This window comes from Dyadobacter chenwenxiniae, assembly GCF_022869785.1.
GTDB lineage: Bacteria > Bacteroidota > Bacteroidia > Cytophagales > Spirosomataceae > Dyadobacter > Dyadobacter chenwenxiniae.
Window position 1 is genome coordinate 4,902,874 of the sequence record NZ_CP094997.1, and the last position, 16,727, is coordinate 4,919,600.

Genomic DNA, 16,727 nt, shown 5'->3' on the forward strand with positions numbered 1-16,727 from the left:
CGTTCTGAAAAGTAAGTTTTTTATGGATTCTGTTAGTTCTCCGTATCGTTCACATCCAGTTTCTCCGACTTGTTCAAGCCCAAAGAAAGTGTGATCCGAAGCGTTTGAGCCAATGGGCTTCCTTGTGTCACAGGGAAAAGATACGCAAAATCGACGGAATATTTGTCCATGAAATGAGCTCCCGCACCCGCTGTGAAATATTTAAGGTCGCCTTTATTTTTGTGTTCTGCGTTGTATCCGGCGCGTAAAGCAAAGATATTATTGTAAACATACTCAGCGCCAACAGCCAACCCGATCTCCTGCATTTCTTCTTTAAATCCGTCCGGGGCATCAGAGAATGATCCAAATACACCTTTCAAAAGCGGAAGTGCATTAACATCTTTTATTCCGTCCGGCGTAGGAACCATTAGTTTTCTTGCATCAAGTCCGAAATTGAAACGATTACGTCCGTCGGCCGTAAATGAAATCCCGCCACCTAGTTTCAGGTTGGTAGGAATGAAATTTTCCGAGCCTTCCACCGAAGAGTAGCTAACTTTACCACCCAAATTAGAAAGCACTGCACCAAGTGTCCATACGAATTCACCGCCTGTATCTTCATTTTTCAGTTCCTTTCTATAAAATGCACTGATATCACCCGCAGCAGTACGGGCTGGTGAAAGTGAAGCTCCCCCCACAACCCCGGATGCTGCCAGGTTGGAAGAAATGTATTTCAGGGTTAAACCCATCGAGAAATTTTTACCTAACTGACGCGAGTAAGTCCCGCTGAAAGCAAATTCCCGCGAATTGTAATATCCGTTTTGAGCGCCTGTTGAAGTTCTTAAATCCAGCTCGCCATTATTGAAATAGTTAACCGAAAAAGCAACTGCCTGTTTGTCGCCCAGTTTCTTATAACCTGTCAGGTAACCCAGCCACATATCGTCTACAAGATTTCTGAGCCACGGTGTGTAAGAAGCAGAAACGCCTATGTCTTTTGTATTATAAGGTAGCTTGGCTGCATTCCAATAGGTTGAATTCGCGTCGGGGCTGATCGCTACACCTACTTCCCCCATGGCAGCACTTCTGGCATCAGGGGCAAATGTTAAAAATGAAAGCGGAGAATGTGGTATTCTTTGTGTGCTTGTAAGTGGGGTTTGGGCCAAAATTACACCCGTTGATAGAATAAAGAGAGAAGATAAACTAACAAAAAAAAGTCTCATAGAAATTGGATTTGCGATAGGAAGTGCTTTGAATCAGCTTCTTTAAAGGGTCAAAAATACAATGAAAGATAGTTATTACTAAAAAAATGATAAGTTTTATTAAACTATGGAGAACGGATGAGCTTACCCGATCGCTGGTCCCTGGAATTATCCTTTAACGACCTGATGCTTAATTGATACACAAGCGAAGTAAGGTTTGGTATCCAAAATCCGGATTGAGCGATATCAAAAGTCTCCCGGACGGTTGTCTCCGTATTGTAATACTGTCTTCGGAATTGCCCCAGGGACTGCCCATTGTTTAAAAATAAATTGAAAACTATTTCTACATCGTCATTCACTCTGTTTTGGGTAAGTTCAAATGACAGATCTTTTTCAAATGGGTTTGGAAATACTTTCAGCGTGTTGAGCCGGATGCCCTTGAATGCACCTACTTGAAAACCGAACGCAATTTCTGAAAAGTTAGTATAAGTATCCCAGACTTTTACTCGAATTACATATTTACCGGTTGGTAAGTTTTCTAACGGGTAAGTGATCACTCCGTTCCGATAATCGTCGGCATCTGCTGTGTAGTAGTCGTTCAGGTTGATTGTGGCTGTGTCATTCAAAACCAATGTGATATTATGTCCGATCCCGGCATTGGAAATGCTGATCCCGTTCTCATCACTGGCCTTTACATATAATGTAGCAGACGGCTCGATCAGATCGCCATCTTTAAATGACTCATCATTCATGTATGCTGTCAGCTTAGGGGGCGTGTTGTCCGTTTCCGGAGCTGCACTGCCGCCTATCGTGACATTGAGCTGCGCGCTTGCATCCCCAAGACTGTCTGCCTGAACAGCATAGACATTTGCTCTGCCCACTCCCACCCGGTAATCGATATCCTTCGGCATCACAAATTCACAAATAAATTCTCCTTCTTTCACCTTTACCCGTCCATCGAACAATTTGCTGCGAAATTCGGAATAAGTTTCTGCTTTGCCTTCATTGCCAAGTGTCTTGAATGTTGTCTGCTTATCATATAATATGACATGCGCCACGCCCTCGAACCTGCTGTCCTTTAATGTCGTAACCGCATCATAAATCTGCCCTTTCAGCTGGACTTTCTGTAAGGCCCGCAATGTATCAGGCTTTCCGGCCCATCTGACGCTTTTTTCGGCCCTAACGAGCTGCATGGACGGGTCCGCCAGCAATGTAAAATTCCGGTTCAAGCTGCCTACCAGGGCTTTGTTTTTAGTTTCTATGAAAATATCGCCCAACCTCCTATGCGGATTTTTTTGTATCAATGCTTCGTAAAATGCCTTGCTAAGGGTAAAATTTGTGCTGGAATAAACCGGCCTTGTGGTGCTGATCGCGCCTATCGCTGCACCTCTCGGGCTCAAAACCATCAATTCTGCTCCGGAAACCAAACCAGGATCATCATAACGTCCAAAATCGCAGGTTGCGGTGAATAGCAACGGCAAATTATCCATGCCACGCGCCGACTGCATATCAGCCAATGTCAGCACCTGCTCTTCTGCCCAGCCGCTGACGCCGCCGTGACCTGTATAGTTGAGAATCAATGTTCCTTCGTCTATTTTCTTATTAATAATCTGATTCACGGCCGGCGCTTTTTGTCCCTCAGAGCCAGTGATTTGCGGAAATGCATCAATGAACACCCGGGAAGACATAAAATCGCTTTGTATCATACTGGCCAGCTCGTCTGCATGGCGCTGGTGAATGTTACCATCGCCATCGTCGGCCACAAACTGGACATTGTTCTTCCAGTTTCCTAGTGTGCGCCCGGACGATCCATATCGGATGAGCTTATCCACTATGAGCTGTGCCTCGGACAACGATTTTACCGGCAGCCTCCCCACGCCAATGTCAACCGTATGGTCCCCGGCAGGCGATTCCGGCCAGGCTCCTTCCTTATCCTTCATGAACCCATAATAATCGTCAGAAGAATAAGTGTAAACCGGATTGAGCGATTCCCTGCTTTCGTAAACGGGCACCCAGCTTTTTTGCTGAGACGCCGACTGATTTTTCAAGTTGTTTTTGTAATCAAACGATGCATCCCCGAACAAAAGCAAGTATTTAAGTTTGCCCGGCTCCTGATTGTATAAATGTTTTGTAAAATCTCTGATTGAAGTCAGATCCGGCTTTCCGCCCCCGAATTCATTATAAATCTGGTCCGTAGTGACAACCAGCGCTTCCAGCCCATCATTGCTTTCCCTGAACGCAGCCAGTCTTTCCGCTTCATGCCTCCACGCGCCCGGTGTTACAATGAGCAAATCCGGCGCGGCATAACTGACAATGTTCTGAGGATCAATTTTTTGCAGAAAAACAGGGACTATCGCCTGACCAGTCTTGAAGCCTATATAATGCCTGATGGCTTTTCCTCCAGTTGTAGTAAATGATGAAGTGTTGTTCTGAATATTCTGATGAACAATTGCAGGATTTTGAGCATTACTTACATTCCAAAGCAGCCAATCCGAACTTGCATTGCTAAATAAATATGTCACCGTGTCCGAAACCTCAGGCAAAAAGCGGTAAACCTGCTGATTATCATACTCCTGTAACCGACGCTTTACATGCAGCGCCATGTAATTCAAATAACCCTGCGCCGAACTTTGCGCGTTTCGCTCATAAGTCACCCCGACTGTAATTGCATCAGAGGGAGCACTGTCAGCACCAATTGTAAATGTTGCGTCAGACCGCAAAGATTTGACATCGTACGTTCCGGCGCTAACTGTCCCGATAGGAGATTCAGCAACTTGCTTACCATTCAGCTGCCATAGAAATCTGGTGGCAATCTGCGCTGCGGCGATTGCGGAAGTGCGCAGTTTGATTTGAGAAGCGGGAACAATGCCGGGAATATTAACAGTGAATGTGAGCGAATTACTCAGATATTCACCCCACCACTCTCTCCCCGATTTTAACAAATTACTGGTTTCCGTTTCATGAAACCAGTAGTCATCAAACTGGTTGATCAATCTGGATTTTTGCGACGTAATGGTCACTAACGGCTTTACTCTCAAACCATTTCGCTGACCGTAAGTTAGAAAATAATAACTCGAATCTGTGTAAATGTTGATCTGATGCTTCAATTCCGCTTTTACAGAATCATAAGCAACTTCATGCGGACTTTCGGCATAGAAGTAAACCGCGTCACTTCCGTCAAATTTGCCATCCTCTTCACCAAGAACCCATATAGCATTTTCGGTTATTCCATTGGATTGCCATGCATTATTTTGCTGCGGCAACATGCCGGGCCTCTGGCTGTAAAGCTGAATTTGCCGCGGATCAATGTCGGCTGGATTGACACCCATTTTCTGAAAAAAAGCAGGATCAATGCGATGAATGCCTGTTTCACTTACCGCAAGTTTATACCAGCTGCCCGTTGAAAGCACTGATTTTTCCTGTGCTTTTGAAGAAAAAGAAATGATGATTGCCAAACAGCAAAACGCTGCCCTGGCTATATAACTACACAAACTAACATGCTTCAACCAATGCATGGGCTGGAATGGTGTAAAGACGCTGGGAAGCTTTGTCCGTGCAAAGCACACGTGTCCTTCTAAGCGACCCACGGACGAATAACCTGTTCTGAAATACGAAATTGCTTCCTTCATGAAGTTGGACCAATGCTACCCTGGACGCATTCAGTTCCTGATCATCGTATTTGCGAATCGCATTAAAAAGAATCTGGTCGCCGCCGGTAGACGCCTTCGGGTTCTTAGCATAACGAGTTAATGCTTCGAGAATATCTGCCGGAAAATGATTTTCGTTCAACACCGGTTGCAATAATTTTCCAAACTCCCGCTTCCATTCCGCTCCATGCGGCGCAACGCGCTTTCTAAGCCGCACTTTATAGTTCAAATGCACCACGCAATGGGCCACTTCGTGCAGATAGGTGATCAGAAAATTATATGTATTGAGATTAGCATTAACGGTGATCCTGGGAACGTATCCGGGCTTTACCGTGAAATCACCCAGTCTGGTGCGCCGGGGACGCGATAGAAAGAAATCGAACTTATAAATTTGGTGTAACTCCTCGCAATATGCGACCGCCGCCTGTGGAACATGGAGGCCGAAGGATATGTTTTTCATTCCTTAAATAAAAAAAGAAAAGCGCTATTTTCATAGCGCTTTTCACCAATTTCGACTTGTACGTCTAATTACTTCACTGAATCAGCAGCAGCTGAATCAACAGCAATTGTATCAACCGCAGTTGTATCAATTGCAGGAGTTTCAACAGTTACAGCAGTAGTATCAGCAGATTCGTCAGCTGGTTTGCTAGTACAAGCAGCGAAAGTTACCATCCCGGCAACAAACGCAAGTGCAAATATTTTTTTCATTTCTTGGGTGTAATTAAGGTTCGATACAAATGTAGCAGGATTAAATCGAATATTCCCAACGTTTGCTATTGTATTTTTCCAAGAACTTAAAATTTCCTTAGAAAACACCCAAATCCCTTTATTTTGTACAATAAAATCTCCTATTGTTTCCTTAAACGCTTTCTGTTTTTCTATTGAAAGCCTTTACGCATGCCGCGACCTCGGGAAGCAGATCCGGGTTTTGTTCTATTCCGTTACCCACTACAATTACATCCGCGCCAGCACCTAAGGCTGCATCGGCTTTTTCATAGGAGTCAATGCCTCCGCCTACGATAATGGGAGTGTCCACCGTCTCGCGAACAGCCCGTATAATTTCCGATGTTACGGGGAACTGCGCGCCGCTGCCGGCATCCAGAAAAATGTGTTTAAGACCTAGAAATTCACCTGCAAGTGCCGTGCATGCTACGATGCCTGGTTTGTCTCTGGGAAGAGGTGTAGTATTACTGATGTATGAAACGGTGGTAAGCCTTCCGCTTTCAATTAAAAGATAGCCTGTCGGTAACACCTCAATCCCACTCCTCTTTAGTAACGGTGCCGCGATAACGTGCTGACCTATAAGCAGCTCAGGATTACGGCCTGAAATTAATGATAACAGCAGAACCGCATCTGCGGAAGGGTCAATGTGTAAGCTGCTTCCGGGAAAAAGGATAGCAGGAATGTCTGTATGCTCGTGTATAGCTGCAATGAGCTGGTCAATTGCGTAATTGGTAATCAGGCTTCCTCCAACAAAAAAAAAGTCAACGCCATGCCCGGCCGCATATTCCAGGAATTTCGGGAAAGTAGATAAATTAACTTTGTCAGGATCCAAGAGAACAGCAAACGATTTCCTTTTCTCTATTTTTCTTACTGAAAGGAGGTCTGCGATTTTATGATTCGCTGTTTTCATTCGGTTTTTCTTTCATCTGCAATTAAATGTTTTAGCTTCTGGCGCGCCCAACCCACAGCCAATGTCCAGGCTAAACTTTGAACCACTGCTCCAACCGCAAATTTACTCTTTTGTTCCGCTTGACCTGCTTTGAAAGCCTGCGCTTCTGCAAATGCCTCAGCCTCTGCCCTTTTCTCCTTTTTGTTTTTTGGTAAAATAGCATTCATAATGACATATGTGGTTGCCACCACACCACCAATGATCAACGCTTTTTTTCCATATTCGGTCGCATCCGTTTTTAAACCGCTCCATTGCAATTCCAGCTTATCCTTATAAAGATCTGCATCGAGCAATAAGTCTTGCTTATCCTTATCCGTATCGGAAGAGAACGGCTTAGTGATCTTTACGGACGAATCTATTGAAGAACTCATTTCATTTTTAGTTTAATGATGACCTGAGAATTTTTCAAAAGGAACCCAAAAATAGCAATTTGAGTGAATTTTTTCCCAAAATACTACTTCAAAAGTGTTAATCCTCTTTAACCTTAACAAAACGAACAATAATTCCGCGGATAAACTCGATGAGCTTGTCTCTGAAAACAATCCAGATTACCAGTTTCAAAACAAAGACGCCAAGTAGGATCAGGTATCCCAGATAGTCGCTGTCAAGCCATTTGTTCAGAAAAGTTCCCAGAAGAATTACCAGCAGGATCAGTACGGTAAGGGCGATACAAAGCAAAATAGCTCCATATAACGCCATTACGACTCCGCGTTCGATCTTATCTCTCGTTTCAATTTTAAATAAATCGATACGGGTCTCGAAATACTTAAAAAGCGTGTCCTTAATTTCCTCTAGTTGACTAAGCATAAGCAGTATTTTTCATTCATGTGTATCAATTTAAGGCTCTTACGGAGCTGGAATTATACACTAATCCAAAAACATACCAAGAATTCCGGAAATAATAGAAACAACAAGACCGAATAGCAACGCAGGAATAAATCCGTCTATGGAGAACCCTGAAACCAGGTAAGTGGCAATGTAAATTATAAAAACGTTGACTATGAAATAGAAAAGGCCCAGCGTCATAATGGTGATCGGCAGGGCCAGAATCTGCAACACCGGTTTTAAAAAGGTGTTCAGAATTCCCAACACGATCGCAACGATAATGGCCGTAGTGGTGCTCGCCACAACAACACCTGGAATCAGATTAGCCGCTATGAGGATTGCTAATGTGCTGATTAATAGTCGTATTATTAGTCTCATAATGTGTCCGTTTTTATTGGTGACGGCTACGAAGTACGCCAATTACCTCATCTAAGTCAATGTTTTTCTGTTCCAAAAGCACCAGAAGGTGGAAAAGCAAATCAGACACTTCGTTTTTAAAAAGCTCGTCATCGTCATCCTTGGATTCAATCACAACCTCCACTGCTTCCTCTCCAACCTTTTGCGCGATTTTATTGATTCCCTTGCGAAACAGGCTGCTTGTGTATGACTCCTCCTGGGGATTTAATTTTCTTTCGCGAATCACTTCCTTTTGCAGATAATTGAGAAAAGACGCTTCCCCGATTCGGGTATCCTGACTATTTTTTTCCCCAAAACATGTATCTGCTCCAGTGTGACACGTGGGACCAGCAGGAGTCGCCTTGATCAGGATCGTATCTCCATCGCAATCTGCTGATATTTCATTGACAAATAGGAAGTTCCCCGAGGTTTCACCTTTCGTCCATAGCCTTTGCTTGCTGCGACTGAAAAATGTCACTGTGCCGAGCTCTTTGGTTTTTTCCAGGGCTTTATCGCTCATATAACCGAGCATCAGCACTTTGTTTGTATTAGAATCCTGAATAATGGCCGGCACGAGCCCGTCCGGGGATTTATCGAATTCAATTGTTGAAAATGTATCGCTCATCTTAAATCAGTCATTTGGACAAAGTTGCATTGTTTCCGGCTATTTTAATCCATAACACCGGTAATAGTTAACAAAACCAGCCGCTAACGCGTCATGCGCATCGGAATATTTTTGTCGTAAAGGAATTTTTTCAAGTCTGGAATATCAATTTCCCGGAAATGGAAAATGCTTGCTGCAAGGCCGGCATCGGCTTTTCCGGTTGTGAAAACATCGTAAAAATGCTCCATATTGCCCGCTCCGCCAGAAGCGATTACCGGGATGTTGGCGTTGCCACTGATCATGGCCGTAAGTTCCAATGCAAATCCTGCCTTCGTGCCATCGGTGTCCATGGAAGTGAACAAAATTTCACCTGCGCCTCGGTCTTCCACTTCCTTAGCCCATGGAATGGTTCGAAGTTCGGTTGGTTTGCGACCGCCATGTGTATGCACAATGTGCTCATATCCACTCCCGGTTTCAATGTAACGCGTATCAATGGCCACCACAATGCATTGGCTCCCAAATTCGAGCGAAAGCTCATTGATCAGATCCGGATTTTTAACCGCTGCCGAATTAATCGATACTTTATCCGCCCCGGCGTGCAGCAATGCAGAAACGTCCGCTATCGAAGAAATCCCGCCGCCTACGGTAAATGGAATGTTAATGGTGTGCGCAACTTTCCTGACCAGATCAATGAATGTGGAACGACCGTCAACCGTGGCCGTAATGTCCAGATAAACAAGCTCATCCGCGCCGTGGGCTGCGTATAACGCGCCTAACTCAACCGCATCTCCCGCATCGCGCAGATTGACGAAATTGACTCCCTTAACCGTCCGCCCGTCTTTCACGTCCAGGCATGGAATGATTCGTTTTGTTAGCATAATTAATTTAAAAAACGCTGTAACTCACTCAGCTTGATCCGGTTTTCGTAAATCGCTTTCCCGATGATAACGCCGTAAATGTTCATTTCTGCCAGCTTTTCCACATCTTCCAAACCACTTATGCCGCCGCTGGCGATGATTTTCAGGTCAGGACATTTATCCTGCAAATTTTTGTACAAATCAAATGAAGGCCCTTGCAACAGCCCGTCCTTCGCCACATCCGTGCTTATCGTGTACTTTACGCCTTTATCAACATAATTTTCAACAAAATCATAAACCCAGATCTCCGTTCCCTCTTCCCAGCCGCTTACCGCCACTTTTTCTTTTTTCGCATCGGCCCCCAGAATGATCTTTTCACCTCCATAAACAGAAAGCCAGTTCAGGAAAACTTCGGGATTTTTCACAGCAATGCTTCCGCCGGTAACCTGTTTTGCACCGCTTTCAAAAACCGCTTTCAAATCAGCATCCGATTGCACACCGCCCCCGAAATCAACATTGAGTGAAGTTTTTGAAGCTATTTTCTCCAAAACTTTCCAGTTCACCACCTTCTTGGCCTTCGCGCCGTCGAGATCCACCAGGTGCAAGCGTCTCAGTCCGGCATCCTGAAATTGCATGGCAACTTCTAACGGATTTTCATTATAAATGGTTTTTTGTCCGTAATCTCCCTGGGTAAGGCGCACACACTTTCCCTCGATCAGGTCAATGGCTGGTATTATTTCAATCATTTCAACGGTTTTATACGGTGTCTAAAAAGTTCTTGATGATCTGCTGGCCTGCGTCGCCACTGATCTCGCAATGGAATTGGGCGGCATAAAAATTATCCTTATGCAGCATTGCACTGAACGGCAGCACGTATTCGCAGCTCGCCACAGTGTATTTACAAACCGGCGCGGCGTAACTGTGCACGAAGTAAACATACGCATTGTCGGGCAAACCGGCCGTGAGCGGAGTTTGATAATCGGTAATATTATTCCAGCCCATATGCGGCACTTTCAGGTCGGGAGTCGCAGGGAACCGCTTTACGTCTACATCAAAAATCCCCATGCATTCTGTGTTATTTTCTTCTGAAAAACGGCACATGAGCTGCATACCGATGCAAGTGCCAAAGAAAGGCTGCTTTAATGTTGGGATGACTTTATCGAGCCCGACTTTCCGGAGGTAATTCATCGTCGTACTCGCCTCTCCAACGCCCGGAAAGATCACCTTGTCCGCCGAACGGATTTCTTCCTCGTCGTCCGTGTACAAGTAACTTGCGCCAATGCGGTCCAGCGCGTACATGACAGACTGCACATTGCCAGCGTTATATTTGATTATTACTGTTTTCATTCCATGTGGTTTGAGGCAAAACAAAAAAAGCCCGATTTTTGAAAATCGGGCTTCTGGGATACTATGTATTCAACCTTATTACAACACTACTTGCAAAAACACATCACCCAAGACGTCCGAAAGCCAGATGGCCTTGATGAAAATGATGATTTGTTTCAGCTTTAAACATGCACAAATGTAATAATAATTGCCATAACTAGAAACCATACGTACAAATATTACATTAAAATTTGCTTAGAAATTTCTTGTACATTGCGATTACAAAACGGCTTTGTATGATCATGCGAATTTTCATTTCACAACTATTTTTCTTCTTTATTACCTTGACCACTGTTACTTCCCAGGCACAAAAAGATGAGCTGCCGGACCGGCTTTTCAAGATTCACGACACTTACCGCGAAACCACATTAACGCAGCGTCGCTTCAAACAAAAAGACATTCTCCCGCTCCTTGCCAAACGCCAGGGCAACCCGCTTTACAACATCGAAACCGTTGGTCAGTCCTTCGAAGGCAGGACATTACAAATGATCAAAGTAGGGACAGGCAAGAAAAAAGTGCTCCTATGGACGCAAATGCATGGCGATGAGCCAACTGCCACCATGGCGAGCTTTGACATATTCAATTTTCTGGAAGGCAAAAACGATGGATTCGACGATTTCCGCAAAGATCTGCTTGAAAACACAACATTATATTTTGTCCCCATGCTCAACCCCGACGGCGCCGAACGTTACCAGCGCCGCACCATGCAGGGCATCGACATGAACCGCGATGCAGCGTCACGGCAAACGCCGGAAGCTGTTGTTCTGAAAGGGTTGGTAGATAAATTAAAGCCCGACTACGGATTTAATTTGCACGACCAGAGTCCACGCTATTCGGCTGGCAGAAGCGCCAAAGTTGCGACGATTTCCTTCCTGGCGACTTCCTATGATTACGAACTTTCCATTAACCCTGTCCGCGAGCGATCCATGCAGCTGATCGTGGGCATGAATAAGGTTTTACAAAAATACATCCCGGGCCAGGTGGCACGTTACGCGGACGATCATGAACCACGTGGATTTGGGGACAATGTGCAGAAATGGGGCACAACATTGGTTTTGATCGAATCGGGCGGTTATGTGGGCGATCCTGAGAAACAATACATCAGGAAGCTCAATTTCATGGCGATCCTGTCTGCGCTGAATAAAATTGCAGACAACTCCCTGACCAAAGAAAAACGTGACGATTATTACAAAATCCCTGAAAACGGCAAATGGGTCTACGATCTTGTGGTCCGCAATGCAACGGTTAAGCAGTCAGGAAAATCGTTTTTGGCAGATCTGGGGATCAACCGTAATGAAGTAAGTTATTCCAATGCAACCAAGTTCTTTTATTACAGCAAAATAGAAGATTTCGGCGACCTGCATCCGCAATTCGGCAGTGAAGAAATTGATGCAAAGGGCTTGACCATTGAAAAAGGAAAAGTCTATCCCACAACCTATAAGAATGTCAGCGAAGTCAGCAAGCTCAATGCATTAAGCCTGCTTAAACAGGGTTACACCTACGTCCGCTTGACGTCAGATTCCAACACGCGGGCGCTTGGACTTTATTTTACAACAACGCCATTACACGTGCTCAGAAGCGGCCAGGCTGCACCTTCCGGAACGCCCGGATTAGGAAATACGGCCACATTTATCCTCAAAAAAGGCCGCGTTGTGAAGTATGCGGTTATTAATGGTTTTGTGTATGATCTGGACGATTTTGAAGCCGGTGACGGGAATGGGATAATTGAGTAAACCCAGAAGCTAGATCAACAAAAAAGACCAGAAACATACGTTTCCGGCCTTTTTAAATTCTGACACCAATTATATAAGACTATTATTTTTTCAATGTGTAATCAGCATTCTGAGGATCGAAGTTAGCCCATCCCTCAGTCCAGTCTGTCGTGCTGAATGCACCTGCGTAAGTAGTTGCTTCAAATCCTGCTGGCAAAGTAGCTCCGCCAGTCAAAAGTGGAGAACCTGCTTTTGGCAATACACCTGGTTTCGCAGTGATTGAATTGTATCCATCTGGCAACAGAAGGCTTGCAATCGTTGCAACACTATTTTTAGCACCCGTTGCGAACTGAGCAGTTGTAAGTCCTTCTACTGCACCATTTGACTGCGTTCCTGACAATGCCACATGTACACCATCAAGTTTCAACAGGCCGCTTGTGAAGTTAGGCAAAGAAGCTGCTTCAACACGAACACCTGAGCGAGGCCATGAGCCTGTAAATACGCTGTTATAAATAGAAATGGCAGAGTTACGACGAATCCTTGCGCCAGAAGCGAATTTACCATCCGGTTCACCGGCAGCCATAGCAACTGTAATGTTCGCAAATTTCGCAGTAGTCTGAGGCAATGTAGCGGTTCCGTTTGCATCGTTATCTGATTCAAATCCGTTGGAATCACCAGCCTGGTCAGCAATTGCCGGGTCACGGAGGATCAAACCATATTGCACCAATCCGCTGAATCCGTTATCTGTATCGAAATCGTCATCAAGACCGCGGTAAGAGATCAGGTGTTTAGCATTTACTGCTCCACCAAACCATTCAAAAGAATCATCACCGCCGTATGAGCATTGTACATATTCAATCTTTGTTCCTGAACCAACACCACCCATTGTAAGGCTGTTGATTTCTTTATTGGAAGCATAAGCGATACCAGCAAATTCGATACGAACATATTTCAGCTCGCCAGAGTTGTCTGCAACCTCAGTGCCGCCAAACTCAGTAAGTTCTTCTCCTTCAACCACAGCCGGCGTTTTGTTTACAGGCGCTTTTCCAAGGATTACCAATCCTCCCCAGTCACCTGCTTTTCTCTGACCTGCTGCTTGATTAGAAGTGAAAATGATAGGCTGTGTTGCAGTTCCTACTGCCATAATTTTACCACCTCTTTCAATAAAAAGCGCACCTTTTGAATCTTTGTCACCTTTAATGATAGTTCCTGGAGCGATAGTCAATGTTGCACCGCTTTTTACATATACAAATCCAGTAATTAAATATTGCTTGTCTGCTGTCCAGTTGGTATTAGCTGTAATACTGCCTGATACTTTTACGATTTCATTTGCTACGGGCGGTTCTACCACCGGATCTGGATCGTCGTCATTACAGGCAGAGAATCCTGTCAACAATAATCCGATCATCAGGATATTAAATAGCTTACCTAAATTTTTCATAGAACGTCTGGTTTGATTAACTTAATTAATTGGTACTGTACTGTGTTTAAAATTTGTAAGAGATACCTACTGTGGTGTACGACCCGCGGCGGAAAGACTGGTAGGAATCGTCTATGTCTGTGATTTTCCCGTCGAGGTTACTATCCTGCACCAGTCTGAATTTTTGGTTAAGAATGTCCTGGATACCGGCTTTGAGTTCGAGATGAGGTCCAAGTGCTTTGATAATGTTGAAATCAAGCACATTGCGAGGTTGTTCGTAAACGGTAGGCTGCACTTCCTTGTCGCCCACGAGGAAGATTCTTCTTCCTACCACATTGTACAGCACGTTAACCTGCCATCCTCTGTTGACATCATTGTAGTAAAGTCCTGTATTGATTAGATAAGGAGATTGTCCTTGTAACTGGCGATTCTCTTCCTGTCCGGCAAAACCTGTAAGCACGTCACTCTTAATCACCGAAGCATTCAGGATAAGTGTCAGGTTATCCACCAGAGAAGATGTTGTCAGGTTTTTCAGCGATTTTCTCACTTCAACTTCCCCTCCTACTGCATACGCCTCTTTTGCATTGTCTACCGAGAAAGTCACCCCTGATCCCGAATAGCGCACTCTTGTTTCGATCGGGTTTTTAAAATGTTTGTAGAATCCGGCAACCGAAATCACTTCTCCTTCACTTGGATAAAATTCATAACGAAGATCGACATTCTGGATCGTTGGCGTTTTTAAGTTCGGGTTACCTACACGGGAAACATCGAATGCAAAGTCATAATAAGTGAACGGAGCCAGCTCACGGAACTCAGGTCGGTTAAGCGACATGGTGTATGCCACACGCAGCAATGATTTTTCAGTGAAGTTATACGCCAGGTTAGCCGATGGCAGGAAGCGTAAAATCGGGTTGTTCACGTCTATACGTGCACCACTGCCACGAAGCTGGCTTTGCAATTGCTGGCGGTTATGCTCTGCCCGGACACCAAACGAGCCATTGAATTTTGTTGTAAAGGGAATGTAAGAACCTATATAAGCAGCCAGAAGCGTGTTTTGCGCGTCATATTTGTCATCTGTGTTGGTTCTTTCTCCATAATGCAATCTGTTTGCCGCAATGTTCTCATTACTGAACAATTGATCTGCCGGCAATCGCATGATCTCCGCAGGAATGCCACCCGGATTGTTTATATTGAACCACCGCGCTGCAAAATTCCTGTCTTTGTATTCTCCAAACAGTCCTGCGCGAAGTTTGATCTGCATATTTTCCTCTCCCTCATATCCGCCGCGCTCGATGCGGTGCTCGCCGTCAACCCGGAAAGAAGATGCAAGCTCTCTCAGATTAGAATAAAAACGTGCGCCACGTGTTAAACTCGCGTTGTTACCGGGAACAACTTCCACAGTAAATGGATCATTCGTGCCAATGTTACGACTTGTTACATAGCGTCTGAAATCCGGCTCGTCGCGATTGGTATAACCAAATGCACCGGTCCATTTCAATGTGGATGCTCCTGAAACTTCGTGCGTACCGCTTAATTGGCCTGTGTAAATGCTTTTTGATTCGTAACGGTATGCATAGTTCTGTACATCTCGCTCATTATCCCTGCTGAAACCCTGGCGGAATGTTGTTTCCTTGCTGCTAAGCTGGTTGAAAAGGTTTCTAAACTCAATTTTGTGCTGCGGATTGAAAATCAAAGCCCAGTTGGACATGACGCCTAACCGTGTGTTCTGTCCGTAAAACTGGTCATTATAGCTAGTCTCGATCTGCGATTCCTGCAAATCGTTGTTGAACGCCAGATAACGTGATTGCAGCGTTGGTGTAACCTGGTTTGCGTTGGTATAACTAAGGTTATTAAACGTGGTCAAGCGCAAACGCCCAAGATCCATGCTGTTGTTATAACCCAGCGACACGCGCAAATCCGGGGCAACGGTCTTTGTGTAGGTATCAACAAAAGTGGGCAGATTGCGGAATGCATTGAATGTTGCTTCCGTTGGCTGATTTGCATTGACAAGTCCCGCCGAAGGAAATGAAGAGGGAAGTTTCCGGTCTCCTGCGCCAAAGCCAATCCAGTCCAGTGACGAACCTTTGTGATCCAGCACACTGCTGAAAGTCGTCCCAGCTCTAAAACCCGGAGAAATAGCCACTGTAAAACCATTTGCATCAGGGATGGTTTTGGTATAGATCTTGATAACCCCACCGGCAAATTCGCCCGGAAGTTCAGGTGCTCCCGATTTGAAGATCAACATCCGGTCGATCGCTGTGCTTGGAATAAGGTCAAAGGAAAAAGATTTCACATCAACTTCGGTAGAAGGCGTGATCGCGTCATTCAGCATTACTGTATTATAACGCTCGTTCAATCCACGTATAATGACAAACCGGTCGTCCTGGATAGATACACCCGGAACGCGGCGGATTACCTGCGAAGCATCCCGGTCCTGCGACCTCTGGATTTGCTGCGCCGAAATTCCGACTGCGATCTGTTCTGCTTGTTTGATTTCCGTGATGACCGAAACGTCCGTGAATGTCTGGCGCTGCCCTACGATTTTTACTTCCGTCAGATTGGCAACATCTTCTTCTAATGTAGTGTTGATTAATACGGTCTGATTTGGATAAACTGTAACCTCAATCTCCTTAGCTTTGTAAGAAACGTAGGTTACGATCACAGTTTGTTTTCCGGTTGGAATACCTGGCAAGTCAAACTTGCCTTCAATGTCGGAAGAAGCGCCGACTGGTGGTGTACTGCCTTTCAGGACTACACTTGCACCGATAACAGGTTCTTTGGATTGGGCGTCTACGATCGTTCCTTTAATGGAACCTGTCTGCGCAAAGGCCGCGGAGGCCGAGAAAAATAGGAGGATAAATGCTAAAAATCTTGATTTCATATTGTGTCAGAATGATTTCCGACACAAAACTAGGGTGGCTACATTACTCCCAGATTTTCTTAATGTTATCTAATTGTTAACTGTCAGAAAACGTAACTGCGTGATTGTGAATACAATATTTGGCAACCTTCCCTAAATAGTGCTGCTTTACG

The 16,727-nt window shown here is 44.9% G+C and carries 16 protein-coding genes; 2 read left to right on the forward strand and 14 right to left on the reverse strand.

Translation table 11 applies throughout. From position 1 onward, the window contains the following. Positions 1–32 precede the first annotated feature (32 nt). On the reverse strand, positions 33–1,139 hold the full coding sequence (gene porV / locus MUK70_RS20890; protein WP_234603598.1) for a type IX secretion system outer membrane channel protein PorV: 1,107 nt from the start codon (positions 1,137–1,139) through the stop codon (positions 33–35). On the opposite strand from porV, the gene MUK70_RS20895 reads away from it, so the two are divergent. Further along, complete coding sequence (locus MUK70_RS20895) at positions 1,048–1,242, forward strand: hypothetical protein (protein WP_234603611.1); 195 nt, start codon at positions 1,048–1,050, stop codon at positions 1,240–1,242. The genes porV and MUK70_RS20895 overlap by 92 nt on opposite strands. A gap of 58 nt (positions 1,243–1,300) precedes the next feature. On the opposite strand, the gene porU is transcribed toward MUK70_RS20895, so the two are convergent. From porU to hisH, 11 genes are all read right to left on the reverse strand, one after another. Continuing rightward, a complete protein-coding gene (gene porU / locus MUK70_RS20900; RefSeq protein WP_234654976.1) occupies positions 1,301–4,630 on the reverse strand; it encodes a type IX secretion system sortase PorU in 3,330 nt (1,109 codons plus the stop codon). 37 nt (positions 4,631–4,667) lie between these two features. Further along, complete coding sequence (locus tag MUK70_RS20905) at positions 4,668–5,282, reverse strand: SprT family zinc-dependent metalloprotease (RefSeq protein ID WP_234654977.1); 615 nt, start codon at positions 5,280–5,282, stop codon at positions 4,668–4,670. A gap of 68 nt (positions 5,283–5,350) precedes the next feature. Then, complete coding sequence (locus MUK70_RS20910) at positions 5,351–5,638, reverse strand: hypothetical protein (RefSeq protein WP_234602762.1); 288 nt, start codon at positions 5,636–5,638, stop codon at positions 5,351–5,353. Between the two features lie 43 nt (positions 5,639–5,681). Then, on the reverse strand, positions 5,682–6,455 hold the full coding sequence (locus MUK70_RS20915) for a phosphoglycerol geranylgeranyltransferase (RefSeq protein WP_234654978.1): 774 nt from the start codon (positions 6,453–6,455) through the stop codon (positions 5,682–5,684). After that, positions 6,452–6,865: a hypothetical protein gene (locus MUK70_RS20920; RefSeq protein WP_234602764.1), complete on the reverse strand. Its 414-nt coding sequence runs from the start codon at positions 6,863–6,865 to the stop codon at positions 6,452–6,454. The genes MUK70_RS20915 and MUK70_RS20920 overlap by 4 nt, the downstream gene beginning before the upstream one ends. Positions 6,866–6,962: 97 nt before the next feature. Then, complete coding sequence (locus MUK70_RS20925) at positions 6,963–7,301, reverse strand: phage holin family protein (protein ID WP_234654979.1); 339 nt, start codon at positions 7,299–7,301, stop codon at positions 6,963–6,965. A gap of 60 nt (positions 7,302–7,361) precedes the next feature. Further along, positions 7,362–7,697 (reverse strand): phage holin family protein, encoded by a 336-nt coding sequence (locus MUK70_RS20930; protein WP_234602766.1) that lies wholly within the window; start codon positions 7,695–7,697, stop codon positions 7,362–7,364. Positions 7,698–7,710: 13 nt separating this feature from the next. After that, positions 7,711–8,340: a bifunctional phosphoribosyl-AMP cyclohydrolase/phosphoribosyl-ATP diphosphatase HisIE gene (gene hisIE / locus MUK70_RS20935; RefSeq protein WP_234654980.1), complete on the reverse strand. Its 630-nt coding sequence runs from the start codon at positions 8,338–8,340 to the stop codon at positions 7,711–7,713. A gap of 83 nt (positions 8,341–8,423) precedes the next feature. Continuing rightward, on the reverse strand, positions 8,424–9,197 hold the full coding sequence (gene hisF, locus MUK70_RS20940) for an imidazole glycerol phosphate synthase subunit HisF (RefSeq protein ID WP_234654981.1): 774 nt from the start codon (positions 9,195–9,197) through the stop codon (positions 8,424–8,426). A 2-nt stretch (positions 9,198–9,199) separates the two neighbouring features. Beyond that, entirely contained in the window at positions 9,200–9,922 is a 723-nt protein-coding gene (gene hisA / locus MUK70_RS20945) for a 1-(5-phosphoribosyl)-5-[(5-phosphoribosylamino)methylideneamino]imidazole-4-carboxamide isomerase (protein WP_234654982.1), read from the reverse strand. A 10-nt stretch (positions 9,923–9,932) separates the two neighbouring features. Beyond that, positions 9,933–10,523: an imidazole glycerol phosphate synthase subunit HisH gene (hisH, locus tag MUK70_RS20950; RefSeq protein ID WP_234654983.1), complete on the reverse strand. Its 591-nt coding sequence runs from the start codon at positions 10,521–10,523 to the stop codon at positions 9,933–9,935. Positions 10,524–10,798: 275 nt separating this feature from the next. Here hisH and MUK70_RS20955 point away from each other — a divergent pair, with 275 nt between their 5' ends. Beyond that, positions 10,799–12,295, forward strand: coding sequence for a M14 family zinc carboxypeptidase (locus MUK70_RS20955; protein ID WP_234654984.1), 1,497 nt, complete (start codon positions 10,799–10,801; stop codon positions 12,293–12,295). A gap of 82 nt (positions 12,296–12,377) precedes the next feature. Here the strand turns inward: MUK70_RS20955 and MUK70_RS20960 are convergent, their stop codons facing one another. Both MUK70_RS20960 and MUK70_RS20965 read right to left on the reverse strand, forming a co-directional pair. Continuing rightward, positions 12,378–13,715 (reverse strand): beta-helix domain-containing protein, encoded by a 1,338-nt coding sequence (locus tag MUK70_RS20960; RefSeq protein WP_234602772.1) that lies wholly within the window; start codon positions 13,713–13,715, stop codon positions 12,378–12,380. A gap of 46 nt (positions 13,716–13,761) precedes the next feature. After that, positions 13,762–16,575: a TonB-dependent receptor gene (locus MUK70_RS20965; RefSeq protein WP_234654985.1), complete on the reverse strand. Its 2,814-nt coding sequence runs from the start codon at positions 16,573–16,575 to the stop codon at positions 13,762–13,764. Positions 16,576–16,727: the final 152 nt, after the last annotated feature.

Bases quoted from the DNA above. Each gene is read 5' to 3' on its own strand.
- MUK70_RS20905 (WP_234654977.1), bottom strand. From the start codon at position 5,282: ATGAAAAACATATCCTTCGGCCTCCATGTTCCACAGGCGGCGGTCGCA.
- MUK70_RS20920 (WP_234602764.1), bottom strand. From the start codon at position 6,865: ATGAGTTCTTCAATAGATTCGTCCGTAAAGATCACTAAGCCGTTCTCT.
- MUK70_RS20960 (WP_234602772.1), bottom strand. From the start codon at position 13,715: ATGAAAAATTTAGGTAAGCTATTTAATATCCTGATGATCGGATTATTG.
- MUK70_RS20915 (WP_234654978.1), bottom strand. From the start codon at position 6,455: ATGAAAACAGCGAATCATAAAATCGCAGACCTCCTTTCAGTAAGAAAA.
- hisF (WP_234654981.1), bottom strand. From the start codon at position 9,197: ATGCTAACAAAACGAATCATTCCATGCCTGGACGTGAAAGACGGGCGG.
- MUK70_RS20930 (WP_234602766.1), bottom strand. From the start codon at position 7,697: ATGAGACTAATAATACGACTATTAATCAGCACATTAGCAATCCTCATA.
- hisIE (WP_234654980.1), bottom strand. From the start codon at position 8,340: ATGAGCGATACATTTTCAACAATTGAATTCGATAAATCCCCGGACGGG.
- MUK70_RS20895 (WP_234603611.1), top strand. From the start codon at position 1,048: ATGGCAGCACTTCTGGCATCAGGGGCAAATGTTAAAAATGAAAGCGGA.
- MUK70_RS20965 (WP_234654985.1), bottom strand. From the start codon at position 16,575: ATGAAATCAAGATTTTTAGCATTTATCCTCCTATTTTTCTCGGCCTCC.
- MUK70_RS20955 (WP_234654984.1), top strand. From the start codon at position 10,799: ATGATCATGCGAATTTTCATTTCACAACTATTTTTCTTCTTTATTACC.
- hisA (WP_234654982.1), bottom strand. From the start codon at position 9,922: ATGATTGAAATAATACCAGCCATTGACCTGATCGAGGGAAAGTGTGTG.
- MUK70_RS20925 (WP_234654979.1), bottom strand. From the start codon at position 7,301: ATGCTTAGTCAACTAGAGGAAATTAAGGACACGCTTTTTAAGTATTTC.
- hisH (WP_234654983.1), bottom strand. From the start codon at position 10,523: ATGAAAACAGTAATAATCAAATATAACGCTGGCAATGTGCAGTCTGTC.